The 22,563-nt window shown below is 34.8% G+C and carries 28 protein-coding genes and 2 rRNA genes; 29 read left to right on the top strand and 1 reads right to left on the bottom strand.

Annotation, left to right across the window (positions count from 1 at the left end):
- The 12 genes from CIB95_RS15245 to rsmI form a co-directional block, all read left to right on the top strand.
- Positions 1-99, top strand: a 23S ribosomal RNA gene (locus tag CIB95_RS15245); the annotation flags it as partial.
- 188 nt (positions 100-287) lie between these two features.
- Positions 288-404: ribosomal RNA gene (gene rrf, locus CIB95_RS15240) — 5S ribosomal RNA — on the top strand.
- A 175-nt stretch (positions 405-579) separates the two neighbouring features.
- Positions 580-792 carry a sigma factor G inhibitor Gin gene (locus tag CIB95_RS15235; RefSeq protein WP_094926582.1) on the top strand — a complete coding sequence of 71 codons (213 nt, stop codon included), beginning with the start codon at positions 580-582 and terminating at the stop codon, positions 790-792.
- A gap of 160 nt (positions 793-952) precedes the next feature.
- Complete coding sequence (locus CIB95_RS15230; RefSeq protein ID WP_094926580.1) at positions 953-2,401, top strand: aminotransferase class I/II-fold pyridoxal phosphate-dependent enzyme; 1,449 nt, start codon at positions 953-955, stop codon at positions 2,399-2,401.
- Between the two features lie 21 nt (positions 2,402-2,422).
- A complete protein-coding gene (tmk, locus tag CIB95_RS15225; RefSeq protein ID WP_094926578.1) occupies positions 2,423-3,073 on the top strand; it encodes a dTMP kinase in 651 nt (216 codons plus the stop codon).
- 21 nt (positions 3,074-3,094) lie between these two features.
- Positions 3,095-3,424 (top strand): cyclic-di-AMP receptor, encoded by a 330-nt coding sequence (locus tag CIB95_RS15220; RefSeq protein ID WP_094926576.1) that lies wholly within the window; start codon positions 3,095-3,097, stop codon positions 3,422-3,424.
- Between the two features lie 14 nt (positions 3,425-3,438).
- Positions 3,439-4,437 carry a DNA polymerase III subunit delta' gene (gene holB, locus CIB95_RS15215; RefSeq protein WP_332893450.1) on the top strand — a complete coding sequence of 333 codons (999 nt, stop codon included), beginning with the start codon at positions 3,439-3,441 and terminating at the stop codon, positions 4,435-4,437.
- A gap of 2 nt (positions 4,438-4,439) precedes the next feature.
- Positions 4,440-5,270: a PSP1 domain-containing protein gene (locus CIB95_RS15210; protein WP_094926573.1), complete on the top strand. Its 831-nt coding sequence runs from the start codon at positions 4,440-4,442 to the stop codon at positions 5,268-5,270.
- Positions 5,267-5,647 carry a DNA replication initiation control protein YabA gene (gene yabA, locus CIB95_RS15205; protein ID WP_094926571.1) on the top strand — a complete coding sequence of 127 codons (381 nt, stop codon included), beginning with the start codon at positions 5,267-5,269 and terminating at the stop codon, positions 5,645-5,647. Before CIB95_RS15210 ends, yabA begins: the two co-directional genes overlap by 4 nt.
- Positions 5,648-5,716: 69 nt before the next feature.
- Positions 5,717-6,457: a tRNA1(Val) (adenine(37)-N6)-methyltransferase gene (locus CIB95_RS15200; protein WP_094926569.1), complete on the top strand. Its 741-nt coding sequence runs from the start codon at positions 5,717-5,719 to the stop codon at positions 6,455-6,457.
- On the top strand, positions 6,447-6,731 hold the full coding sequence (locus CIB95_RS15195; RefSeq protein WP_094926567.1) for a GIY-YIG nuclease family protein: 285 nt from the start codon (positions 6,447-6,449) through the stop codon (positions 6,729-6,731). Before CIB95_RS15200 ends, CIB95_RS15195 begins: the two co-directional genes overlap by 11 nt.
- Positions 6,697-7,584, top strand: coding sequence for a 16S rRNA (cytidine(1402)-2'-O)-methyltransferase (gene rsmI / locus CIB95_RS15190; protein WP_094926565.1), 888 nt, complete (start codon positions 6,697-6,699; stop codon positions 7,582-7,584). The genes CIB95_RS15195 and rsmI overlap by 35 nt, the downstream gene beginning before the upstream one ends.
- A gap of 258 nt (positions 7,585-7,842) precedes the next feature.
- On the opposite strand, the gene CIB95_RS15185 is transcribed toward rsmI, so the two are convergent.
- Positions 7,843-8,127: an AbrB/MazE/SpoVT family DNA-binding domain-containing protein gene (locus tag CIB95_RS15185; RefSeq protein WP_094926563.1), complete on the bottom strand. Its 285-nt coding sequence runs from the start codon at positions 8,125-8,127 to the stop codon at positions 7,843-7,845.
- A gap of 305 nt (positions 8,128-8,432) precedes the next feature.
- Here CIB95_RS15185 and metG point away from each other — a divergent pair, with 305 nt between their 5' ends.
- The 17 genes from metG to CIB95_RS15100 all read left to right on the top strand — a co-directional run bounded on the left by metG (position 8,433) and on the right by CIB95_RS15100 (position 22,563).
- On the top strand, positions 8,433-10,388 hold the full coding sequence (gene metG / locus CIB95_RS15180; RefSeq protein ID WP_094926561.1) for a methionine--tRNA ligase: 1,956 nt from the start codon (positions 8,433-8,435) through the stop codon (positions 10,386-10,388).
- Between the two features lie 180 nt (positions 10,389-10,568).
- The gene (locus tag CIB95_RS15175) at positions 10,569-11,333 is read left to right on the top strand and encodes a TatD family hydrolase (RefSeq protein WP_094926559.1); all 765 of its coding nucleotides are present in this window, start codon (positions 10,569-10,571) and stop codon (positions 11,331-11,333) included.
- A gap of 83 nt (positions 11,334-11,416) precedes the next feature.
- Positions 11,417-12,412 (top strand): G5 and 3D domain-containing protein, encoded by a 996-nt coding sequence (locus tag CIB95_RS15170; RefSeq protein ID WP_094926557.1) that lies wholly within the window; start codon positions 11,417-11,419, stop codon positions 12,410-12,412.
- A 182-nt stretch (positions 12,413-12,594) separates the two neighbouring features.
- Complete coding sequence (rnmV, locus tag CIB95_RS15165) at positions 12,595-13,155, top strand: ribonuclease M5 (protein WP_094926555.1); 561 nt, start codon at positions 12,595-12,597, stop codon at positions 13,153-13,155.
- Complete coding sequence (rsmA, locus tag CIB95_RS15160; RefSeq protein ID WP_094926553.1) at positions 13,148-14,023, top strand: 16S rRNA (adenine(1518)-N(6)/adenine(1519)-N(6))-dimethyltransferase RsmA; 876 nt, start codon at positions 13,148-13,150, stop codon at positions 14,021-14,023. Before rnmV ends, rsmA begins: the two co-directional genes overlap by 8 nt.
- A gap of 82 nt (positions 14,024-14,105) precedes the next feature.
- Complete coding sequence (gene yabG / locus CIB95_RS15155) at positions 14,106-14,975, top strand: sporulation peptidase YabG (protein ID WP_094926551.1); 870 nt, start codon at positions 14,106-14,108, stop codon at positions 14,973-14,975.
- 194 nt (positions 14,976-15,169) lie between these two features.
- The gene (gene veg / locus CIB95_RS15150; protein WP_094926549.1) at positions 15,170-15,439 is read left to right on the top strand and encodes a biofilm formation stimulator Veg; all 270 of its coding nucleotides are present in this window, start codon (positions 15,170-15,172) and stop codon (positions 15,437-15,439) included.
- Positions 15,440-15,585: 146 nt separating this feature from the next.
- Positions 15,586-15,765 carry a small, acid-soluble spore protein, alpha/beta type gene (locus CIB95_RS15145; RefSeq protein ID WP_094926547.1) on the top strand — a complete coding sequence of 60 codons (180 nt, stop codon included), beginning with the start codon at positions 15,586-15,588 and terminating at the stop codon, positions 15,763-15,765.
- Between the two features lie 120 nt (positions 15,766-15,885).
- Positions 15,886-16,752 carry a 4-(cytidine 5'-diphospho)-2-C-methyl-D-erythritol kinase gene (gene ispE / locus CIB95_RS15140; protein WP_094926545.1) on the top strand — a complete coding sequence of 289 codons (867 nt, stop codon included), beginning with the start codon at positions 15,886-15,888 and terminating at the stop codon, positions 16,750-16,752.
- A gap of 26 nt (positions 16,753-16,778) precedes the next feature.
- Positions 16,779-17,639 (top strand): pur operon repressor, encoded by an 861-nt coding sequence (purR, locus tag CIB95_RS15135; RefSeq protein WP_094926543.1) that lies wholly within the window; start codon positions 16,779-16,781, stop codon positions 17,637-17,639.
- Positions 17,620-18,003 carry a RidA family protein gene (locus tag CIB95_RS15130; protein ID WP_094926541.1) on the top strand — a complete coding sequence of 128 codons (384 nt, stop codon included), beginning with the start codon at positions 17,620-17,622 and terminating at the stop codon, positions 18,001-18,003. Before purR ends, CIB95_RS15130 begins: the two co-directional genes overlap by 20 nt.
- Positions 18,004-18,124: 121 nt before the next feature.
- Positions 18,125-18,412: a septation regulator SpoVG gene (gene spoVG, locus CIB95_RS15125; RefSeq protein ID WP_094926539.1), complete on the top strand. Its 288-nt coding sequence runs from the start codon at positions 18,125-18,127 to the stop codon at positions 18,410-18,412.
- A gap of 170 nt (positions 18,413-18,582) precedes the next feature.
- On the top strand, positions 18,583-19,944 hold the full coding sequence (gene glmU, locus CIB95_RS15120; RefSeq protein WP_094926537.1) for a bifunctional UDP-N-acetylglucosamine diphosphorylase/glucosamine-1-phosphate N-acetyltransferase GlmU: 1,362 nt from the start codon (positions 18,583-18,585) through the stop codon (positions 19,942-19,944).
- Between the two features lie 28 nt (positions 19,945-19,972).
- Positions 19,973-20,920 carry a ribose-phosphate diphosphokinase gene (locus tag CIB95_RS15115; RefSeq protein ID WP_094926536.1) on the top strand — a complete coding sequence of 316 codons (948 nt, stop codon included), beginning with the start codon at positions 19,973-19,975 and terminating at the stop codon, positions 20,918-20,920.
- A 77-nt stretch (positions 20,921-20,997) separates the two neighbouring features.
- Entirely contained in the window at positions 20,998-21,630 is a 633-nt protein-coding gene (locus tag CIB95_RS15110; protein WP_094926534.1) for a 50S ribosomal protein L25/general stress protein Ctc, read from the top strand.
- A gap of 75 nt (positions 21,631-21,705) precedes the next feature.
- Complete coding sequence (gene pth, locus CIB95_RS15105) at positions 21,706-22,263, top strand: aminoacyl-tRNA hydrolase (RefSeq protein ID WP_094926532.1); 558 nt, start codon at positions 21,706-21,708, stop codon at positions 22,261-22,263.
- Between the two features lie 69 nt (positions 22,264-22,332).
- The gene (locus CIB95_RS15100; RefSeq protein WP_094926530.1) at positions 22,333-22,563 is read left to right on the top strand and encodes an anti-sigma-F factor Fin family protein; all 231 of its coding nucleotides are present in this window, start codon (positions 22,333-22,335) and stop codon (positions 22,561-22,563) included.

Raw genomic sequence — 22,563 nt, 5'->3', positions numbered from 1 at the left:
AAGTAAGATCCCTTAGAGATGATGAGGTTGATAGGTCTGGTGTGGAAGCGTGGTAACACGTGAAGCTGACAGATACTAATCGATCGAGGACTTAACCAAAATATAAAAAGCGAGGCGACTGTATAGTTTCGACAAGCGCTGGAACTCATGAATGAGAAGTCCAAAAGACTTCGACTGATGGAGTGAAGCGACCTCGAGAAACTAGGAGCCGCAGCTGGACTATTAAATGTATGTGATTGTCGTTATCTAGTTTTGAAGGAACGATGTTCCTTTAATTTAATAACTTGTCTGGTAATGATGGCGAAGAGGCCACACCCGTTCCCATACCGAACACGGAAGTTAAGCTCTTCAGCGCCGATGGTAGTTGGGGGCTGTCCCCCTGTGAGAGTAGGACGTTGCCAGGCAATAAGGAAAAGTAAGATTGGATATCCAATCTTACTTTTTTTGTATTATATAAGAATACTGACAAACACTTTCATCTTAGAATGGATATAAGTGAATATAAAAATTAGAAAATTTTTAAAAATATGTATAGATAATATGATTCCCGTAGATAATGGATGATGGAGGTGGAGATAGATGGAAACAGCTGCAATTCATAAAATAGGGGAAAAATGTTTGGTTTGTGAAATGAATAAAGAAAATGGGATTCATCTGTGGAATCAGTTCTTATGTACAGAGTGTGAAAGAGAAATTATTAACACAGATCCAGAAGATGAGCAGTATCAATACTATTTAGAGAAGCTAAAAAGCATATCTTTGCCAACAAAAAATGTCAAAGCAAAGATGTAATATATAAGCAACTGTTTGAAAGCTGAACCCCAAAAGGTCTCAGCTTTTTATTTTCTTAAAGTTAATTATAACTGTCTAATAAGCTGTGTCTCGAAAAAAATATTATCATTCAATGTCGTCTGTTATAATAAAAGTAAATAACAATAAAGGGAAATTAATAATGATTGAAAAAATAAATGCTCCTTTATTTCAAGCTTTAGTCAATCATAAAGAGAGTAATCCGATATCTTTTCATGTACCAGGGCATAAAAATGGAAATGTCTTTTTAAACTCTGCAAAGACATTATTTAATGATTTATTAGCAATAGATGTCACAGAACTAAAGGGTCTCGATGACTTACACGACCCACAAGAAGTAATAAAAGAAGCCCAAACGCTTCTTTCAGAACACTACCATACTAAAAAGAGTTATTTCTTAATAAATGGGACTACTGTTGGAAACATTGCAATGATATATGCAACTATAAAACCAGGTGAATTAGTATTAGTACAGCGCAATTGTCATAAATCTATTATTAATGGATTGAAACTAATTGGAGCTACTCCTATTTTTATAACACCACAAATTGATAGTAAAACAATGACGCCAACAGGTCTTCGCCATGATGATGTCATTACAGCATTAAATACGTATAAAGAAGCTAAGGCATTAATATTAACTAACCCTAGTTATTATGGTTTCTCGCAAGATTTAACGGCAATAATCGATAGTGCACACGCTAATCAGGTTCCGGTCTTAGTAGATGAGGCGCATGGCGCGCATTTTTCTTTAAATAAACCATTTCCTAAAAGTGCATTACAATGTAACGCAGATATTGTTGTTCAATCTGCACATAAGACGTTACCAGCAATGACGATGGGATCATATCTTCATATTAATAAAAATAGTAATATCGATGTAGATAAAGTAGAAAATTACTTGAAGATATTTCAGTCTAGTAGTCCTTCGTACCCAATAATGGCTTCACTTGATTTAGCTAGGCTCTATTTACAATCGCTTACTGGAAGTAAGATTGATTCGATAGTATCCTCTCATCATTCATTTAAGAAAAAGCTAAAAAGGTTAGATGAATTAATAGTAATTGATAATTGTGAAGAAGGAAACTATACGATAGACCCATTAAAATTAGTCATTCAAGCGTCTAATAAAGCTACAGGTGTTAGTTTGCAAAAACAGTTGGAGGGTCAAGGTATATATACGGAGTTAGCAGATACTAAAAATGTATTACTAATCTTGCCATTAGCAGAAATGAAAAATTCGGAAGAAGTATTTTTAAGAATTAGTCATGCATTAAAAGGAGTAAAGGCACCGGATAGAGAAGTAAGTTCAGAGGAGAATATTCTAAATTCAAATTTTAAGCGAATTTCCAGTCTCGCAATTTCATATAAAGAAATGGAAAATAGAAAAGTAAAAACGGTATCAATTGTGGAGTCAAAAGGAAAAATTGCTGCAGAAGCAATAATTCCATACCCACCTGGCATTCCAGTAATTATGCCAGGTGAAGTAATCACAAGTGAAATGCTCAATGAAATCAACAACTGGAAAGATTCAGGCGTTCGTATTCAAGGTAAAAGTGAATTTAATAATATAAAAGTCTTCGAAGATTAAACAAAAGGGTAGGGGTTAGAATTGAGTTTATTTATTACATTTGAAGGGCCGGATGGTTCAGGGAAGTCAACACAAATAAAATTGTTAGCTAAGTATTTAGAGGAAAAAAATATTCCTTTTCTATTAACAAGAGAACCTGGTGGCACAGGTATTAGTGATCAAATTAGAAAAGTAATTTTAGATCCTAACAATAAAGAGATGAAAAATGAAACAGAAGTTCTTCTATATGCTGCGTCTAGAGCACAACATGTAAGAGAAAAGATAATCCCTGCATTAAAGGAAGGTAAGATAGTCCTTTGTGATCGTTTTGTTGATGCTTCGATTGCATATCAAGGATATGGACTAGGAGTTCCTATTGAGAAAGTGAAGGAAGTAAATTTGTTTGCCACAGGCAACTTAAAACCTGACCGAACGTACTTGCTAGACATTTCACCTGAAGAGGGGAAAGAAAGAATGCTAGAACGTTTACAAAGGCAAGGAGATACAAGTTTAGATCGTATTGAATTAAAAGAAAGTAGTTACCATGAAACAGTAAGAGAAGGTTTTCACACATTATATAAAGAAAATAAAGATAGAATGCTATTAGTTCATGCAAACCGTTCAGTTGAGGAAATCTTCTCTGACATAAAGCGTGATTTTAATGAGCTAATTGGTAAAGAAAATATTGTATAAAGTAAAATAGGGGGAGTAGCAATGAAATTAGTTCTTGCTGTTGTACAAGATAAAGATAGTCAGCGTCTATCATCTGCACTCGTTGAAAACAACTTCAGGGCGACTAAGCTTGCAAGTACAGGAGGCTTTTTAAAAGCGGGTAATACGACATTCATAATCGGCACAGAGGATGAAAAGGTAGATGAAGTGCTAGAAATTATTAAGGATAACTGTCAACATCGAGAACAACTAGTTGCACCTGTATCACCAATGGGTGGAAACGCAGACTCCTATGTTCCGTACCCAGTTGAAGTTGAAGTAGGTGGGGCAACAGTATTTGTTGTTCCTGTGGAACAATTTTTACAATTTTAAATAAAGCATAAGTGGTGATTTTTTTGTCAAGTTGGCATGAACTAGAGAAAAAACAACATAAAGTAGTAAAACTATTAACGAATAGTATGAAAAACAACCGTTTATCTCATGCTTACTTATTTGAAGGCAGTGTTGGAACAGGGAAAAAGGAGATTTCGCTTCAACTGACGAAAAGTTTCTTTTGTAGAGATAAAAATGCAGAAGAGCCATGTAACAAGTGCACGGATTGTAAACGAATTAACTCAGGGAATCACCCTGATGCACATATAATTGCTCCTTCGGGTCTTTCTATAAAAAAAGAACAAATTGAACAATTAGTAAAAGAGTTTGGTTATGCAGGTGTTGAATCAAAGAAAAAAGTTTATATTATCGAAGATGCTGAAAAAATGACACCACAAGCAGCTAATAGTTTACTTAAGTTTATTGAAGAACCTCGAGAAGAGACGGTAGCTATACTAATAACTTCGAACCTTCATCGAATGTTAAATACAATTATTTCAAGATGCCAAGTCATTTCTTTTGCACCGTTAAATGTGAATGAGTTACTTGAAAAGCTAAAGAATGAAGGTATTCCTGAAAATATTGCAAAGTTAGCAGCATCATTAACTAGCGATTTTCAAGAAGCAAAAGATATAAGTTCAGATGAATGGTTTGCAGAAGGAAGAAATAAAGTGCTAAAATTGACTGAAGACCTTTTTCAAAAACCAGAACAAGCTTTTATCTTTTTACAAGAAAGATTCTTAAGCCACTTTTCAGAAAAGGAACAACTAGAAAAAGGATTAAGTTTACTATTGCTTTGGTTCAAGGATTTGTTATATCTTCAATTAGGGCAGGAAGAAAAGGTTGTTTTTATTGATCAAATTGAAAAAATGAAACAACTTACAATGCAAATGTCCCAACGGCGGATTGTTAATCGAATAAATGTGATTTTAGAAGGGCAAAGGAAATTGCATTCCAATATGAATCCGCAGTTGCTGATGGAGCAAGTTGTGCTGAAAATGCAGGAGGGATAAATTTGTATTACAATGTGATAGGTGTCCGTTTTAAAAAAGCGGGTAAAATATATTATTTCGACCCAAGTGGGTTAACTATAGATAAAGGTGATTATGTTATTGTTGAAACTGTTAGAGGAGTCGAGTTTGGCAAAGTAGTTACTAATGTTAAGAAGGTAGAAGAAAATGATGTAGTTTTACCTTTGAAAAGAGTAATTAGACTTGCTGATGATAAAGACAAATTAACTGTTGAGGAAAATAATCGCGAAGCGGAAGAAGCGTACCATTTATGCGTAAAAAAGATTGATGAGCATAGTTTAGATATGAAGCTTGTTGATGTAGAATATACTTTTGATAGAAATAAAATTATTTTCTACTTTACAGCTGATGGAAGAGTAGACTTTCGTGAGTTAGTAAAAGACTTAGCCGCAGTTTTCCGTACACGAATTGAATTACGACAAATTGGAGTACGTGATGAGGCGAAAATGCTAGGTGGTATTGGCCCTTGTGGGCGGATGTTGTGCTGTTCAACGTTTTTAGGTGATTTTGAACCGGTATCAATTAAAATGGCAAAAGATCAAAACTTATCATTAAATCCAGCAAAGATCTCTGGTCTCTGTGGACGTTTAATGTGTTGTTTAAAATATGAGAATGATGAATATGAAGCAGCAAAAAGAGAATTACCTGATGTAGGTAAAAGAATAAAAACTAGCTATGGTCCTGGTACAGTCGTAGGATTAAACATGCTAGAGCGAATCATTCAAGTAAACCTACAAAATCAAGAACAAACCGTAGAATTTACACTTGATGAATTGTTAGCTGAAGGAGCAGTTGGTGCAAGAGCCACAGAATGAGGTGGGGAAGTGTGGAGAAGAAGGAAATCTTCGACAAAGTAACAAATATTGAAGAGGTCATAGGTGATTTATACCGACAATTAGGGCAACTAAAAAACCAACTTGAAGGTGTATTAGAGGAAAACCAACATTTGAAAATGGAAAATCACCACTTACGAGAACGTCTTTATCCTGGAGAAAACGATAAAGCGTCTGATGTAACATCTACGAAAAGCACCGAGACTGAAAAGAGAAAAGTAGAAATTGGAGAAGGTTACGATAATTTAGCACGCTTATATCAGGAAGGGTTTCATATTTGTAACTTACATTACGGAAAACCTAGAACTGAAGGCGATTGTTTATTTTGCTTAGCGTTATTAAACAAAGTCGACGAATAAAAGGTCTTCCAACACGATGGGAGGCCTTTTCCTGTGGAGATAAACTAATGTATTGGAAGGAACTATAACATGGTAAAGCTATTAGAAACTGAACGTTTTGATGATTTATTAGCTGAAGGTTTAAAAATTATTCAAAGTAGCTCAATATCAACATTTTCATTAGATGCGGTTCTTCTTGCAAATTTCGTATATGTTCCTATTCAAAAAGGAAACATGATTGATCTATGCACTGGTAATGGAGTTATCCCACTAATGCTTAGCAAGCGTACAAAAGGAAAACTTTTTGGAGTAGAGATACAAGAGAGAATTTATGATATGGCAAAGCGAAGTGTTATTTATAATGAGCTCCAGGAGCAAATTAATCTTATTCATGGTGATTTAAAAGATATGCCGGCAAAACTTGGACAAGGAAAATTTGAAGTTGTTACTTGTAATCCACCATATTTTACTATGAAGGATAGTCATATCCAAAAAGAAAATGAGCATTTAGCTATCGCAAGGCATGAATTATTGTGCACTCTTGAAGACACTATTAGTGCGAGTAGCAAATTAGTAAAAAATAGCGGAAAAGTAGCTTTTGTACATCGTCCTAATCGATTATTAGATATTATAGGGCTAATGAAGAAATACAACATTGAACCAAAAAGAATTAGATTCGTTCATCCGAGAGAAGGAAAAGAAGCTAACACGATTCTCGTTGAAGGAATTAAAAACGGAAAATCAGATTTGAAAATTTTACCGCCACTACTTGTCTATCAAGCTAACGGAGAATATACCGAAGAAATGAAAGGTATGCTATATGGAGAATAATCATTATGTTTATATCTTAGAGTGCCGAGATGGTACGCTTTATACAGGATATACAAATAATGTACAAAAGCGACTGCAAGTACATTCTTCTGGCAAAGGAGCTAAGTATACAAGGGGGCGACTTCCTGTTACGCTTATTTATGAAAAGCAATTTACTAATAAAAGTGAAGCATTAAAAGAGGAATACAAAATAAAAAAGCTGACAAAACAACAAAAGTTGAAGTTAGTGAAAACGAGGGATGCAAAAGTTGTGGATTCAGAAAAGCTTTCATAAAGAAAGCAATAAAGGAAGATTAATACTAGTTCCAACTCCAATTGGAAACCTTGAAGATATGACATTTCGAGCAATTAATGAGCTAAAAAATGCAGATGTTATCGCTGCTGAAGATACGAGACAAACAAAAAAACTATGTAATTACTTTGAAATTGAAACAAAATTAGTAAGTTACCATGAGCATAATAAATTAGAGAGTGGTCAAAAGCTAATTATGCAAATGGAAGAAGGAAAGGTTGTTGCATTAGTAAGCGATGCAGGAATGCCTTGTATATCCGACCCAGGTGAAGAGTTAGTTAGACTTTGTATTGATAAAGAGATAGGGGTAGTTCCACTACCTGGTGCTAATGCTGCTTTAACGTCGTTAGTAGCTTCTGGCCTCCCTACAGATCATTTTTACTTTTATGGTTTCTTATCACGAGGTAAAAAGGAAAAGAAAAAAGAGCTCGAACAACTAAAATATAGAAAAGATACAATCATCTTTTACGAATCTCCACACCGTTTAAAAGAAACGGTTAAATTGATGAATGACATCTTCGGGAATCGTAGAATTTCAGTAACTAGAGAGTTGACAAAAAAGTTTGAGGAATTCGTTCGTGGAACAATAAGTGAATTTGTTTCTTATGCAGAAGAAGTAGATGCACGCGGAGAATATTGTCTTATTGTAGAAGGATCAAGTGAAGATGAACCAGAATCTTCTTTGGTAGAGAACTGGTGGCAAAATCTATCTGTTGTTGAACATGTTAATTACTATATAGACAACAAACAGTTTTCAAGTAAAGAATCGATTAAGCAAGTATCTCTTGACCGTAATGTACAAAAGCGTGAGATATACCAAGAATATCATCAATAAAATAGGAACGTCAGAAGTTACTTGTTCTTCTGGCAGTTCCTTTTTTATTTTTGCTTCTCAATAATATCTTCGTGATCAATTGCTTGTGGATACTGCTCATTTCAGCGGAAGTAAGGGGAATGTAACTCTCATTATCATTACTCATCATATAATAACTCCTTTCATGAAAGGTCGTAATTTTATCTTTTCCATTTCAATATTATTTATAAGAGTAAACAAAAAAACTCTACTCAGCGAGAGTAGAGTTGAACGTACATATTATTTAGCTACTTGTAAACCGTCTTGTAATTCTTTTAATACTAGTTCTGCACCTTCACGACTTAAAACAATTTTACCATTACCAATTGTTAAGTTTGTATCTGATACTTCACCAGTAATTTGACAAGTCATGCTAGGCTTGTACTTTTTTAAGATGATGCGATCGTTATCAACGTAGATTTCTAATGCATCTTTTTCAGCAATTCCTAACGTACGGCGTAATTCAATTGGAATTACTACTCTCCCTAATTCATCAACTTTACGTACGATACCTGTAGATTTCATACTAATTTTCCCCCTAATTTTACATAATTCTATGTTATTTTTCTTTATCTCTCAAAATACGTCATTATTCGACAAATTTCATAAACTTATAATACCATTCATTCCCAAACCCGTCAATAATTTTAAATAAGAAAACTACTAATTACCCATTATATTGAAACTCCTTTTCTTTTTAATAGATATATAGTGTTTACCCATTGATCCATCTATTGAAACACGTTTTAAAACTAGCCATTTCTTGACATAAGTTTGGATTATTAGGTATATTTTGTTGAAAGAGTTAAGGTCGAATAGGAGGAAGTACAATGGCACAAGAAAACGCATTCTATATAACAACACCAATTTATTATCCAAGCGGGAACTTACATATTGGTCATGCTTACACTACAGTTGCTGGAGATGCAATGGCAAGATATAAACGTTTACGTGGTTTTGATGTAATGTATTTAACAGGAACGGATGAGCACGGGCAAAAAATTCAACGTAAAGCTGAAGAAAAAGGTATTACTCCGATTGCTTATGTAGATGAAATTGTAGCAGGTATTAAAGATTTATGGGAGAAACTTGATATTTCTTATGATGATTTTATTCGAACTACGGAAGATCGTCATAAAAAAGTAGTAGAAAAGCTTTTTGATCGACTTCTAGAACAGGGAGACATTTACTTAGGGGAATATGAAGGATGGTACTGTACACCGTGCGAATCTTTCTTTACAGATCGCCAATTAGAGAATGGAAATTGCCCAGATTGTAACCGAGAAGTAGAGAAGGTTAAAGAACAATCATATTTCTTTAAGATGAGTAAATATGCTGATCGATTATTAGCTTATTATGAAGAAAACCCTAATTTTATTAAGCCAGTTTCTGTGAAGAATGAAATGATAAACAATTTCATTAAACCTGGATTAGAAGACTTAGCCGTTTCAAGAACAACATTTGACTGGGGAGTTAAAGTGACAAAGGATCCAAAACATGTTATTTATGTTTGGATTGATGCACTTTCAAATTATATTACAGCACTAGGTTATGGTTCAGTTAACGAAGAAAAATATAACAAGTTTTGGCCTGCAAATGTTCATTTAGTTGGGAAAGATATTGCTCGTTTCCACACGATATATTGGCCAATTATGTTAATGGCACTTGATTTACCTCTCCCAAAGCAAGTATTTGCTCACGGCTGGTTCTTAATGAAAGATGGTAAAATGTCTAAATCAAAAGGTAATGTAATTGATCCAGTTTCATTAATGGATCGCTACGGGTTAGACGCACTTCGTTATTACTTGTTACGTGAAGTACCATTTGGATCTGACGGAGTATTTACACCGGAAGGATTTATTGAACGACTAAATTATGATTTAGCAAATGACTTAGGAAACTTATTAAATCGAACAATTGCCATGGTTAATAAGTACTTTGAGGGCGAAGTACCTGAATACAATGGTGCCAAAACTGATTTCGATACGGAACTAGTTACCTTTACAAACGATACAATCACTAATGTTGAACAAGCAATGGAAAGTCTAGAGTTTTCAGTTGCTTTAACAGAGATTTGGAAGCTTGTAAGTCGATCAAATAAATATATCGATGAGACGACTCCTTGGGTATTGGCAAAAGATGAAAATGAACGTGAAAAACTAGCGGCTGTCATGACTCATTTAGCAGAAACATTAAGAATCATTTCAATTTTAATTGAGCCATTTATGACATCGGCACCTAAAAAGATGAGAGAACAATTAGGAGTAAATGAAGCCAAAGAAACATCGTGGGATAGCATGAAAACATTAGGCTTAGCTGGTGGAAAAGAAGTCGTGAAAAAAGGTGAACCAATTTTCCCTCGTTTAGAAGCAGAAGTGGAAATCGAAAACATTAAAAGTGACATGACTTCAAGTTTACCGAAAGAAGAGCCTAAACAAGAGCAAAAAGAAGTTACATTAAAAGATGAAATTTCTTTTGATGACTTTATGAAGATTGAAATGCGAGTTGCAGAAGTAATTGGAGCGGAAAAGATAAAAAAAGCAGATAAACTGTTAAAACTTCAACTAGATTTAGGTTTTGAAAAGCGTCAAGTTGTTTCGGGAATTGCTAAACACTATGCGCCTGAAGACTTAGTTGGAAAGAAAGTGATCTGTGTTACGAATTTAAAGCCTGTTAAACTCCGTGGTGAACTTTCAGAAGGAATGGTGTTAGCTGGATCTGAAGGAGATGTATTATCTGTAGCAACAATTGCAGAAGATCTTCCTAATGGTTCCTTAGTTAAATAATAGAAGTAAGAGGTCAGCAAACAATTGTTTGAATGGCCTCTTTCTTATACTGAAAAAAATATTAAATTTAAAATTAATAATAGAAATTTCAGTTTTTTTGTAACATATTGTAATATAAATGAAACGTAAAAAGAGTCAAATTCGTGGTACAATAATTTTGCATCAGAAAGAGGAGATAAGATGTTATTTGATACACATGCACACATTAATGCTTTGCAATTTGAAGAAGATCGCGAACAAGTCATACAGCGAGCATTAGATGAAGGTGTAGAAAATATAGTAGTTGTTGGTTTTGATAATGAAACAATTGATGGAGCTATGGAACTTGCAGAAAAGTACCCTTTTATATATGCTGCAGTTGGTTGGCATCCAGTTGATGCTATTGATATGACTGAAGAAGATTTAAAACGGATAGAATTATTAGCAGCGCATCCAAAAGTAGTAGCAATTGGAGAGATGGGACTTGACTATCATTGGGACAAGTCTCCGAAGGAAGTTCAGAAAGAAGTATTTAGAAAGCAAATTCAGCTTGCTAAAAAGGTAAATTTACCGATTATTATTCATAATCGCGATGCTACAAATGATGTTGTTACCATTTTAGAAGAAGAAAATGCTGCCGAAGTTGGTGGGATTATGCATTGTTATAGCGGGAGTTTAGAAACTGCCGAACAATGTATGAAAATGAACTTCTATATTTCTTTTGGAGGACCGGTAACATTTAAAAATGCGAAACAACCAAAAGAAGTAGCGAAGAAAATTCCGTTAGAAAAAATATTAATAGAGACAGATTGTCCTTATTTAAGTCCTCATCCGTATCGAGGAAAAAGAAATGAGCCATCTTATGTTAAGTATATTGCAGAACAAATCGCACTTCTAAAAGAAATTAGCTATGATGAGCTAGCTGAGCACACTACAGCTAATGCGAAAAGACTATTTCAACTTTAATTAGTTCTAAATAAATTTTCAGTTTCATAAGATGATTTTGGTTTAAACATCTGAAAGCTCCTAAAAATAAAGGGGGTCACACCATGAAACGATTACAGAAGAAAAAAACTGTAGCAATTATTGCAAGTGGCGTAATCATGATTATTTTAAGTAGTTTGTTATTTTTCGATTTACAACAAACACCATTAACGATCACTGTTAACGGTGAAAAGAGAGCAGTTCTTTCAGATGCTATAACCGTAGAAGAAGTATTAATAGAACAAGGAATTACCGTCTCAGAGCATGACAAATTATCGCATGCCAAAGATGAACCAGTTACTGCACATATGGAAGTGACGTATGAACAGGCAGTTATGGTGGAATTGACAGATGGTAAAGAGAAAATGGAAGTATGGTCTACAGTAACAACAGTTGCTGACCTATTAAAAACACAAGACATTACGTTAGGTGAATGGGATAAAGTTGAGCCTAAGCTCGAGAAGCCGCTTGTCCATGGACAAAAAATTACTATTACTCGTATCGATAAAGAAATTGTAACCGTAGAAGAAGAAATTGATTATACGGTTGAAAACAAAAAAGATGCAACGCTTACGAGTGGGAAGAAAAAAATTATTCAAAATGGAAAAGTAGGTACTAAAGTAAAGCAATTTGAAGTAACGTATGTGAATGGCGAGAAAGTTGCTAGAGTTTTAGTTGAAGAAGAGGTTACAAAAGAGCCAGTTAAGCATGTAATAGCAGTCGGTACTAAACCAAAAGTAGTTCAAACGTATAAACAAATGCCAGCTGGTGAGACATTTGAAGTAGTTGCAACAGCGTATACAGCATTATGTGATAGTGGTTGTACTGGAATAACTGCAACAGGAATAAATTTATTAGAGAATCCTGATATGAAAGTTATTGCAGTAGATCCACGAGTTATACCATTGGGAACTAGAGTTTTTGTTGAAGGTTATGGGTATGCCATCGCTGGAGATACTGGTGGTGCGATCAAAGGCTATAAGATTGATATTTATGTAAAGACAAAAGATGAAGCTAGAAAGTTTGGGCGTAAGAAAGTAAAAATAACTATATTAAATTAATTTTTCTAACAGCAGATGTACATCTGCTGTTTTTTTATTTAACGTTGTATCTTTTTCCCTTGCCTCTGTGTGTTTTATTTTGGTTCAAAGTGCTCCAGTTTATACGTCGATACGTCGCTTACCGGAAGTTTCAGCTTTTCTGTTATAATATAGCAATGAACATTTGAGAAGTTGGTGTAATAATGAAAATAAAAGAAATTATCGTCGTAGAAGGACGAGATGATACAGTTGCAATTAAGCGAGCAGTTAATGCCGATACAATTGAAACAAATGGTTCAGCACTATCGCCAAGCACAATTGAGCAAATAAGGCATGCGCAAGAGATAAGAGGTGTCATAGTTTTTACAGACCCAGACTATCCTGGCCAAAAAATTCGTCAGCAAATTAGAGAACAAGTACCTGGTTGTAAGCATGCATTTATAGAAAAGAAAGATGCAAGACCTAAAAGTGGGAAGGGGATTGGAGTTGAACATGCTTCTCCTGAAATAATAAAAAAAGCATTACAGAACGCGATGCAAGAGTTTATCGAAACGGTAGAAGAAATAACGTACCAAGATCTCATCTACTTTGGTTTAATTGCAGGTAATAAAGCGAAAAAAAGACGAGAAAAATTAGGTGGCATACTGAAAATAGGTTATACAAACGGAAAACAGCTTCATAAAAGATTGCAGATGTTCCAAATTAGTAATGAGTTATTTGCAGATGCTATGACTAAAGTGTTACAGGAGGAAGAAGATGAATAAAGATATTTCAGCTCCACAACGAACGAAAGAGATAATTGCGAAACATAACTTTTCATTTAAAAAGAGCTTAGGACAAAATTTTTTAATTGATCAAAATATATTAAATAATATTGTTTCCGCAGCGGATTTATCGCCAGATAGCGGTGTTATTGAAATTGGACCTGGTATAGGTTCACTGACAGAGCGATTAGCTAAAAAAGCAAAAAACGTTGTTGCTTTTGAGATTGACCAACGATTAATTCCTATTTTAGAGGAAACATTAGAGCCTTATGAAAATGCAAAAGTCATTAATCAAGATGTTCTTGAAGCGGACATTCACGCTGTCATAGAAGAGAACTTCTCAGATGGACAAGATATCATGGTTGTAGCAAACTTACCATACTATGTAACGACTCCAATCATATTAAAATTACTAAACGATAATTTACCGATCAGAGGTATCGTTATTATGATTCAAAAAGAAGTAGCGGACCGAATTGCGGCCAAACCAAGTACAAAAGAGTACGGGTCATTAAGTATAGCTATCCAATTCTTTGCTGAAGCGGAAACGGTAATGACTGTTCCTCACACCGTTTTTATACCAAAGCCTAACGTTGACTCTGCAGTAATAAAAATTACGAAAAGAACGGAACCACTGGCAATTGTAAAAGACGAAGAATTTATGTTTGAAGTTGTCCGAGCTAGTTTTGCTCAACGAAGAAAAACAATTATTAATAATTTAAAAAGTTTCTTCGGGAAAGATGAGAAAGATAAAGTGGAACAAGCTTTAAATGCTTCAGGAATTGATCCTAAACGACGTGGCGAAACTTTATCAATTGAGGAATTTGCAAAACTAAGCGATGAATTACATCATTTATTAAAAGAATAATCACTAATTACTTTCCCGTTTCATAATCTAAAAAGAGATGTACTCGTTACTCGTTAAACGGTCTCTCTTAGGAGGATTGATTATGAATATTAAAGTGGGAGATATCGTCGGAAGACGTTCATACGATTGTGACATGCTATTTCGGGTCGTCACTGTTAAAGAAGATAATACTGTAGAGTTATATGGAGAAGATTATCGTTTAGTTGCTGATGCACCGATTGATGACATAGTAGTAGTCAATATTAGTGAAAAAAAAGCAAAACGTAGCCAAACAAAAGAAAAAGAAGATACATCATACCGTTTATTTAGGCAAGATTATCACTTATTAAAGCAACGTTCGGAGTATAATGCGACTTCCGGATATGGCACGAAGAAATTATTTTTTGAAATACCAGGTCGTGTTCTTCATATTGATGGAGATCCTATTTACTTAAATAAATGCTTAGCTCTTTATAAGAAGTTAGGTATTCCTGTACAAGGTATTCATATGCAAGAAAGTGAAATGCCTTTTAAAGTTAAAGAGCTGTTAGAAAAAGTTAAACCAGATATTTTAGTGATTACCGGGCATGATGCTTACTCTAAAAATAAGGGAAATAAAAGTGAACTTAAAGCGTATCGACATTCACAATTTTTTGCTGATAGCGTTCGTAAAGCAAGGCAATACCAACCGCAACTTGACCAGTTAGTGATATTTGCTGGGGCTTGTCAATCTCACTTTGAATCATTAATACGTGCAGGCGCAAATTTTGCTAGCTCTCCAGGGAGAATTAATATTCACGCGCTCGACCCTGTATATATCGTTGCAAAAATAAGCTATACATCGTTCATGGAAAGAATAAATGTATGGGACGTATTGCGAAATACCTTAACCGGAGATGAAGGTTTAGGTGGCATAGAAACACGCGGGATATTACGAACTGGCATGCCTTATAAGGAAAATAATGATGAATAATTAGGTGGCCTTTTATACGTAGAATGTATGAAAGGTTTTTTTATGTACATAATTTCTCACTTTTTTAGCAAAATATGTATATGACATTTTTGAAAAAGCGATTGACAAATAATTTGTTTCATTGCTATAATTTAATGTTTATTTGACGAAACCGCCCCAAAAATGTTATAATTTACATAAGTGAGGTGTAGTAGATGGGAAAAACCTTAATGGACATTAAACGTTCACTTGATGAGAATGTTGGTAAGCGCTTAACACTTAAAGCAAATGGTGGTAGACGTAAGACAATTCAACGTTCCGGAGTGCTCGAAGAAACGTATCCATCAGTCTTTATTGTTAAATTAGATCAAGATGAAAATGCGTTTGAACGTGTTTCTTATAGTTACGCAGACGTACTAACGGAAACAGTTGAAATAACATTCTTTGAAGGAGCATCTACAGATATAGCAGCAGGTGGGCAGTAGGCAATAGTCTAACTGCTTTTTTCTTTATCTAAAAACCAATAACTGTCTCGTTTTCTTTTTATGGGAAATATGACAACAATTATTCGTAATAACTATTCTTCCGTTTACTCAAACTAATAAGGCAACAAGAAAGGAGCGTTGTTATTTTGAGCAGACGGCGAGGAATAATGTCAGAGCATATGAAAGAAGAATTAGCTAAAGAACTAGGGTTCTATGATGTTGTTCAAAAAGAAGGTTGGGGCGGAATTCGTGCCCGTGACGCTGGTAATATGGTTAAAAGAGCCATTGAAATCGCTGAGCAGCAGCTTGTTAATAAACAACACTAGTTTCCATTGTTGCATAAATGCCGAAGCTATCGCTTCGGTATTTTAAGTTTCATTACTTCAAATAACTTAATTTATGGTACAATAATCCAAGTAATGCACAGCTTATAAGTAGGTGAGCAAATGAGAATATTAGAAAAAGCTCCTGCCAAAATCAATTTAGCATTAGACGTACTACATAAACGTCAAGATGGCTTTCATGAAGTAAAGATGATTATGACAATGATTGATTTAGCAGATAGGATAGAGCTTACACCGTTAAAAGAAAATAAAATAACTATTTCTTCACATAGTAGATACGTTCCAAATGATGAACGCAATTTAGCATATAAAGCAGCAGCACTTTTGAAGGAACGCTTTCAAGTCAATGAGGGAGTAACTATTTCCATTGATAAACAAATCCCTGTAGCGGCTGGACTAGCTGGGGGTAGTAGTGATGCAGCAGCAACATTGCGAGGTTTAAATAAAATGTGGAAGCTCGGTTTGTCTTTAGATGAACTAGCAGTTCTTGGTGCTGAAATTGGCTCAGATGTTTCATTCTGTGTGTATGGAGGAACTGCACTTGCTACTGGTAGAGGTGAAATTATCGAACATCTACCCGCGCCACCTCCTTGTTGGGTTATTTTAGCTAAGCCCTTTATTGGCGTTTCCACAGCTGACGTATACAGTAAGTTAAACTTAGAAAATGTAACACATCCAAATGTTGACCAGATGATAAAAGCGATTGAAGAGCAAGATTATTCTACAATATGCCAATCATTAGGGAATGTTCTTGAAACTGTCACGTTAGAAAAATATCCTGAAGTCAAACAATTAAAAACACAATTACAACGTTTTGGTGCAGATGGAGTGCTTATGAGTGGAAGTGGTCCAACTGTCTTTGCTATTACAGAGCACGAATCTAGAATGCAAAGAATTTATAATGGTTTAAGAGGTTTTTGCAATCAAGTTTATGCTGTTCGGATCTTAGGCGAATCACCATTTAAATAAATAAGGAACTTTTTGGAGTGAAACACATGAAATTAAGACGAAGTGCTCGTCTCGTCGATATGACGAGGGTGTTATTGGATCAACCACATGAACTAATATCTTTATCTTATTTTTCGGAAAGATATCAATCTGCAAAATCTTCTATTAGTGAAGATTTAGGGATAATAAAAAGTAGTTTTGAGCATGAAGGTATTGGTACCTTAAAAACAGTTGCTGGGGCTGCTGGAGGAGTATTATACATACCTCTTGTTAATCAACAAGAAGCTAGTACAGTTATTTCTGACTTGAAAGAAACCGTAGCTAATTCAGAACGCCTTCTTCCAGGTGGTTATTTATTTATGACCGATATTTTAGGTGACTCTCGCCTGATGAAAAAAATAGGACGTTTATATGCTTCAATCTTCGCAGATCGAAAAATAGATGTTGTAATGACGGTAGCTACAAAAGGAATACCTTTCGCTTATTCAATTGCTTCATTTTTAAATGTTCCTGTTGTTATTGTCCGCCGAGATACAAGAGTAACAGAAGGTTCGACGGTTAGTATTAATTATGTTTCAGGGTCACAAAAAAGAATTCAAACTATGGTATTGTCGCGCCGTAGTTTAAAAACTGGCTCAAATGTTTTAATTGTTGATGATTTTATGAAAGCTGGTGGAACTATTTCAGGCATGGTTTCATTATTAAATGAGTTTCAGGCGAAAGTTGCAGGTATTGGCGTGCTCATTGAAGCACAAGACAAAGAAGCAAAACTAATAAATGATTATGTTTCGTTAGTTAAAGTCGACGAAGTAGATGAAACTTCCAAACAAATTTCTGTCACCGATGGAAATTACAAAGAGTTCTTAACTAGTGGGGAGAGTGTGAAACATGAAGGCGATACAAACTAATAAGGCTCCAAAAGCAATCGGCCCTTATTCTCAAGGTATAGTTATTAATAATATGTTTTATAGCTCAGGTCAGATTCCTTTAACTCCCGAAGGTGAAATGATAACAGGCGGTATTGAAGAACAAACACATCAAGTATTTGAAAATATGAAAGCAGTATTAGAAGCGGCAAACGCTTCATTACAAACAGTAGTTAAAACAACCCTTTTTATTAAAAATATGAATGACTTTCCGATTATTAATGGAATATATGAGCAATACTTCGAAACTCATAAACCAGCTCGTTCGTGTGTAGAAGTAGCTAGACTTCCTAAAGATGCCTTAATTGAAATGGAAGTTATTGCACTAGTAAAAGAGAAAAAATAAAAAATATTATAAAATTTAGAAAATTTATTAAAAATTTTACAAAAAAAGAAGGATTTGAGCTACCGATAGAGAATATTCATAAAATAAAGTTTCTGATATTCCTTAAAGGTGGTGACTACAAGTGGAAGTAACTGACGTAAGATTACGCCGTGTAAATACGGAAGGACGCATGAGAGCTATCGCTTCCATTACACTAGATCATGAGTTTGTTGTACATGATATTCGTGTAATTGATGGTAATAACGGCTTGTTTGTTGCAATGCCAAGTAAGCGTACTCCAGACGGAGAATTCCGTGATATCGCTCACCCAATTAATTCGGGTACCCGTGCTAAAATTCAAGATACAGTTTTAGCTGAGTATCACCGTGTTGGGGAAATGGAAGTTGAATTTGAAGAAGCAGGGGCATAATAATGCCAAGCAAGAACCTACCCTAGTGGTTTAGGTTCTTTTTTTTATTCATTTTAGCTTTTTAAATAGTTTTATTATTAATACAGCTCATGAACGCCATGTTTCTTGAATTAATTATAGATTTAAGATATATTCGTTAATGGATAAGTAGGTTAATGGAGGTGCAATTAATGTCAAATAGATTTGCAGTAATATTAGCAGCAGGTAAAGGTACGAGAATGAAATCAAATTTACATAAAATTCTACACCCAGTTTGCGGTAAACCAATGGTCCAACACGTCGTAGATCAAGTGAATAAACTTTCTTGTCAAGAGATTGTAACGATTGTTGGTTACGGTGCAGAAGAAGTAGAAAAACAATTACATGGACAAGTGAAATTTGCAATGCAGCATGAGCAATTAGGTACAGCACATGCAGTTCAGCAATCAGCTCCATTTTTAGAAGATAAAGAAGGAACAACTATTGTAGTTTGTGGTGATACACCTTTAATCACTGCAGAAACAATGGAGCAGTTAATAAATCATCATGAAACTAACCAAGCAAAAGTAACAATTCTAACAGCAGAAGCAGCAAATCCACTCGGATATGGAAGAATTGTTCGCGACGCATCTGGTAATGTAGCTAAAATTGTGGAACAAAAAGACGCTAGTGAAGAAGAGCAAAAGATTACTGAGATTAACACAGGGACATACTGTTTTGATAATAAAGCATTATTTGCTACGATTAAAAAAGTAGATAATAATAACGCACAAGGTGAATACTACTTGCCTGATGTGATAGAAATTTTAAAAGCATCTAGTGAAATTGTATCTGCTTACCAAACAAGTGACTTTGACGAAACGTTAGGTGTAAACGACCGTGTTGCACTAGCGAAGGCTGAAGTTCTTATGAAAAAGCGCATTAATGAACAACATATGAGAAATGGTGTCTCTTTAATTGACCCAGAAAATACATATATTTCGGATGATATAATTATTGGGCAAGATACAATTATTTATCCGGGAACAGTTATTCGTGGAAATACAACAATAGGTAATGATTGTATCATTGGACCAAACACTGAAATTGTAGATTGTTCAATTGGAAATGGTAACGAAATTAAACAGTCAGTAATTACACAAAGTGAAATTGGTAATGATGTAACTATCGGACCTTTTTCGCATATTCGCCCACTTTCAACTATCTCTGATGAAGTGAAGATTGGAAACTTTGTCGAGGTTAAAAAATCTACCTTTGGGAAAGGAAGTAAAGCATCGCACTTAAGTTATTTAGGAGACGCAGAAATTGGTGCTAATGTAAACATTGGTTGTGGCTCAATTACAGTTAATTACGATGGTAAAAACAAGTTTTTAACAAAGGTTGAAGATGGGGCATTTATTGGCTGTAATTCAAATTTAATTGCACCAGTGACTGTCGGAAAAGAAGCATATGTTGCAGCAGGGTCAACAATAACAGATGATGTCCCTGCAAGTGCATTATCAATCGCTCGTAGTAGACAAACAAACAAAGAAAATTACGTTAAAAAAGACTAATAAGAGATAATTCGGAGGGTTTCATTTCATGCCATATTCTGATTCAAACTTGAAAGTTTTTACTTTAAATTCAAATCGTGATTTAGCGCAAGAGATTGTTGAAAAGATTGGCGTCCCTATGGGGAAAAGTACAGTTACGCGTTTTAGTGACGGCGAAGTACAAATTAATATAGAAGAAAGCATTCGTGGCTGTGATGTTTACGTCATTCAATCAACAAGTGACCCTGTAAATGAACATTTAATGGAACTGTTAATTATGATTGATGCACTAAAACGTGCTTCTGCTAAAACGGTTAATATCGTTATGCCTTATTATGGATATGCTCGTCAAGATCGTAAGGCCCGTGCTCGTGAACCAATCACAGCTAAACTAGTAGCAAATATCTTAGAAACAGCTGGTGCAACACGTGTAATTAGTTTGGATTTACACGCTTCCCAAATTCAAGGATTTTTCGACATTCCAGTTGATCAGTTGCTAGGTGTACCTATTTTATCTGATTATTTTAGCAAGAAAAACTTTGAGGATTTAGTTATTGTTTCACCAGACCATGGTGGTGTTACTCGCGCGCGTAAAATGGCAGACCGTTTAAACGTACCAATTGCAATTATTGATAAACGCAGACCGAAGCCAAACGTAGCAGAAGTAATGAACATTGTTGGTCATGTTGAAGGGAAAACATGTATACTAATTGACGATATTATTGATACTGCTGGAACGATTACTTTAGCAGCTAGTGCATTAATTGAAAGTGGTGCAAAAGAAGTTTATGCATGTTGTACACATCCAGTTCTTTCAGGACCAGCAATTGAAAGAATCGAAAATTCAAAAATAAAGGAACTTGTAGTTACGAATACAATTCCATTAGCAGAAGAAAAGATGATCGGAAAAATTACTCAACTTTCAGTAGCACCACTTATTGGTGAAGCAATTATCCGTGTGCATGAGAAACTTTCTGTAAGTAAATTGTTCGATTAAGGAATTTAATGTTTGATTCCTCTCCATCATGGGAAAACATATAATGTGAAATCTTTTTTGATGGAAAGGTGATAAATATGGAAATGGAATTACAAGCAAACACAAGACACGACACAACAGGGTCTGTTTTAAAAAGTATTAGAGATGAAGGTAATATCCCGGCTGTTCTTTACGGAACTAATATGCCAGAAAATGAATTGCTTTACGTTGATAGTTCGGAATTTAAAAAACTCTATCAACAAGTTGGACAGCATGGTGTGTTTACATTAGTTAATGGCGATGGGAACCATTCTGTTATGATACATGAAGCACAAAGGGACCCATTGAAAAATGATTATGTTCATGTTGATTTCTTTGAAGTTGATATGAACAAAGAAGTGACTGCAGAAGTTCCGGTACATTTTGAGGGGAGTCCAAATGCTCCGAAAGATTGTCTTGTTCAACATGGTGTAAGACAATTGAAAGTAAGAGCTCTTCCTAATGAAGTACCTGATGTAATTCATGTAGATGTTAGTAACCTTGAGGTTAATGAGTCATTACAAGTAAAGGATATTAGTGAAAATTGTCCATACGATATTCAACATGATGCTGAAGAAGTTGTCGTATCAGTGCTACCTCCAAAAACATATGAGGACAAACCAGATGCAGAGAGTGATGTAGCTGGTGAGCCAGATATTATAAATGGCGCGAGTGAAGAAAGAGAAGAATAAATATGACGTAACCATTTGGTTACGTCTTTTTTCGCTAAATAATACATAAAGTAAAGGGAGAAAGAGGGTAACTCAATGAAGTGTATCGTCGGTTTAGGAAATCCAGGTAGAAAGTATGATAATACGCGACATAATGTAGGATTTGATGTTGTTGATCTATTAGTAAATCGATGGAATGTACCATTGAACAAAGAAAAAAGTAAAGGATTATATGGACAAACAGTAATGAATGGGGAAAAAGTCATTCTCATAAAACCTTTAACGTATATGAACCTTTCAGGTGAAGCGGTTCGGCCAATTATGGACTACTACAATATTGATATAGAAGATTTAGTTGTCATTTATGATGATTTAGATTTAGTTCATGGTAAGATTCGCCTCAGACAAAAAGGAAGTGCTGGCGGTCATAACGGAATTAAATCATTAATTCAACATTTAGGCACAGAAAAATTTAAACGTGTTCGTATCGGAATTGATCGCCCACCAAGTGGGATGAGTGTTCCAAATTATGTTTTAGGAACATTTAATAAAGAGGAGCAACAACTAATTAATGAAGCGGTAGAAAAAGCAGCTGATGCGTGTGAGAAGTGGTTAGATACACCGTTCTTAAATGTAATGAACGAATTTAACTAATGCATATTTTTAACTCCGATTGTTCATACTAGAAAAAAAGTGTGAGCAATTAAGGAGGATTTTATATAGATGGCAATAAATTATGTATGTAGGCATTGTAACCATCAAGTTGGTAAATTAGATCAACAATCTGTTTCTGCACAACAATTAGGATTCGATCATTTAAATGATAGTGAACGATTAGAAATGATTGATTATAAAACAAATGGTGATATGACGGTGAAAACAATTTGTGAAGATTGTCAGGAAGCATTGCAACGAAATCCACAATTTCATGAATTAGAAACATTCATACAGTAG

The organism is Lottiidibacillus patelloidae (genome assembly GCF_002262935.1).
GTDB classification, from domain to species: Bacteria; Bacillota; Bacilli; order Bacillales; family SA5d-4; genus Lottiidibacillus; species Lottiidibacillus patelloidae.
This window is presented reverse-complemented; position numbering and strand designations above follow the sequence as displayed.

Excerpts from the sequence above, each read along its gene's own strand:
- CIB95_RS15235 (WP_094926582.1), top strand. The coding sequence starts at position 580 with ATGGAAACAGCTGCAATTCATAAAATAGGGGAAAAATGTTTGGTTTGT.
- CIB95_RS15230 (WP_094926580.1), top strand. The coding sequence starts at position 953 with ATGATTGAAAAAATAAATGCTCCTTTATTTCAAGCTTTAGTCAATCAT.
- CIB95_RS15220 (WP_094926576.1), top strand. The coding sequence starts at position 3,095 with ATGAAATTAGTTCTTGCTGTTGTACAAGATAAAGATAGTCAGCGTCTA.
- yabA (WP_094926571.1), top strand. The coding sequence starts at position 5,267 with ATGAGGTGGGGAAGTGTGGAGAAGAAGGAAATCTTCGACAAAGTAACA.
- CIB95_RS15200 (WP_094926569.1), top strand. The coding sequence starts at position 5,717 with ATGGTAAAGCTATTAGAAACTGAACGTTTTGATGATTTATTAGCTGAA.
- CIB95_RS15195 (WP_094926567.1), top strand. The coding sequence starts at position 6,447 with ATGGAGAATAATCATTATGTTTATATCTTAGAGTGCCGAGATGGTACG.
- rsmI (WP_094926565.1), top strand. The coding sequence starts at position 6,697 with ATGCAAAAGTTGTGGATTCAGAAAAGCTTTCATAAAGAAAGCAATAAA.
- CIB95_RS15185 (WP_094926563.1), bottom strand. The coding sequence starts at position 8,127 with ATGAAATCTACAGGTATCGTACGTAAAGTTGATGAATTAGGGAGAGTA.
- metG (WP_094926561.1), top strand. The coding sequence starts at position 8,433 with ATGGCACAAGAAAACGCATTCTATATAACAACACCAATTTATTATCCA.
- CIB95_RS15175 (WP_094926559.1), top strand. The coding sequence starts at position 10,569 with ATGTTATTTGATACACATGCACACATTAATGCTTTGCAATTTGAAGAA.
- CIB95_RS15170 (WP_094926557.1), top strand. The coding sequence starts at position 11,417 with ATGAAACGATTACAGAAGAAAAAAACTGTAGCAATTATTGCAAGTGGC.
- rnmV (WP_094926555.1), top strand. The coding sequence starts at position 12,595 with ATGAAAATAAAAGAAATTATCGTCGTAGAAGGACGAGATGATACAGTT.
- rsmA (WP_094926553.1), top strand. The coding sequence starts at position 13,148 with ATGAATAAAGATATTTCAGCTCCACAACGAACGAAAGAGATAATTGCG.
- yabG (WP_094926551.1), top strand. The coding sequence starts at position 14,106 with ATGAATATTAAAGTGGGAGATATCGTCGGAAGACGTTCATACGATTGT.
- veg (WP_094926549.1), top strand. The coding sequence starts at position 15,170 with ATGGGAAAAACCTTAATGGACATTAAACGTTCACTTGATGAGAATGTT.
- ispE (WP_094926545.1), top strand. The coding sequence starts at position 15,886 with ATGAGAATATTAGAAAAAGCTCCTGCCAAAATCAATTTAGCATTAGAC.
- purR (WP_094926543.1), top strand. The coding sequence starts at position 16,779 with ATGAAATTAAGACGAAGTGCTCGTCTCGTCGATATGACGAGGGTGTTA.
- CIB95_RS15130 (WP_094926541.1), top strand. The coding sequence starts at position 17,620 with ATGAAGGCGATACAAACTAATAAGGCTCCAAAAGCAATCGGCCCTTAT.
- glmU (WP_094926537.1), top strand. The coding sequence starts at position 18,583 with ATGTCAAATAGATTTGCAGTAATATTAGCAGCAGGTAAAGGTACGAGA.
- CIB95_RS15115 (WP_094926536.1), top strand. The coding sequence starts at position 19,973 with ATGCCATATTCTGATTCAAACTTGAAAGTTTTTACTTTAAATTCAAAT.
- CIB95_RS15110 (WP_094926534.1), top strand. The coding sequence starts at position 20,998 with ATGGAAATGGAATTACAAGCAAACACAAGACACGACACAACAGGGTCT.
- pth (WP_094926532.1), top strand. The coding sequence starts at position 21,706 with ATGAAGTGTATCGTCGGTTTAGGAAATCCAGGTAGAAAGTATGATAAT.
- CIB95_RS15100 (WP_094926530.1), top strand. The coding sequence starts at position 22,333 with ATGGCAATAAATTATGTATGTAGGCATTGTAACCATCAAGTTGGTAAA.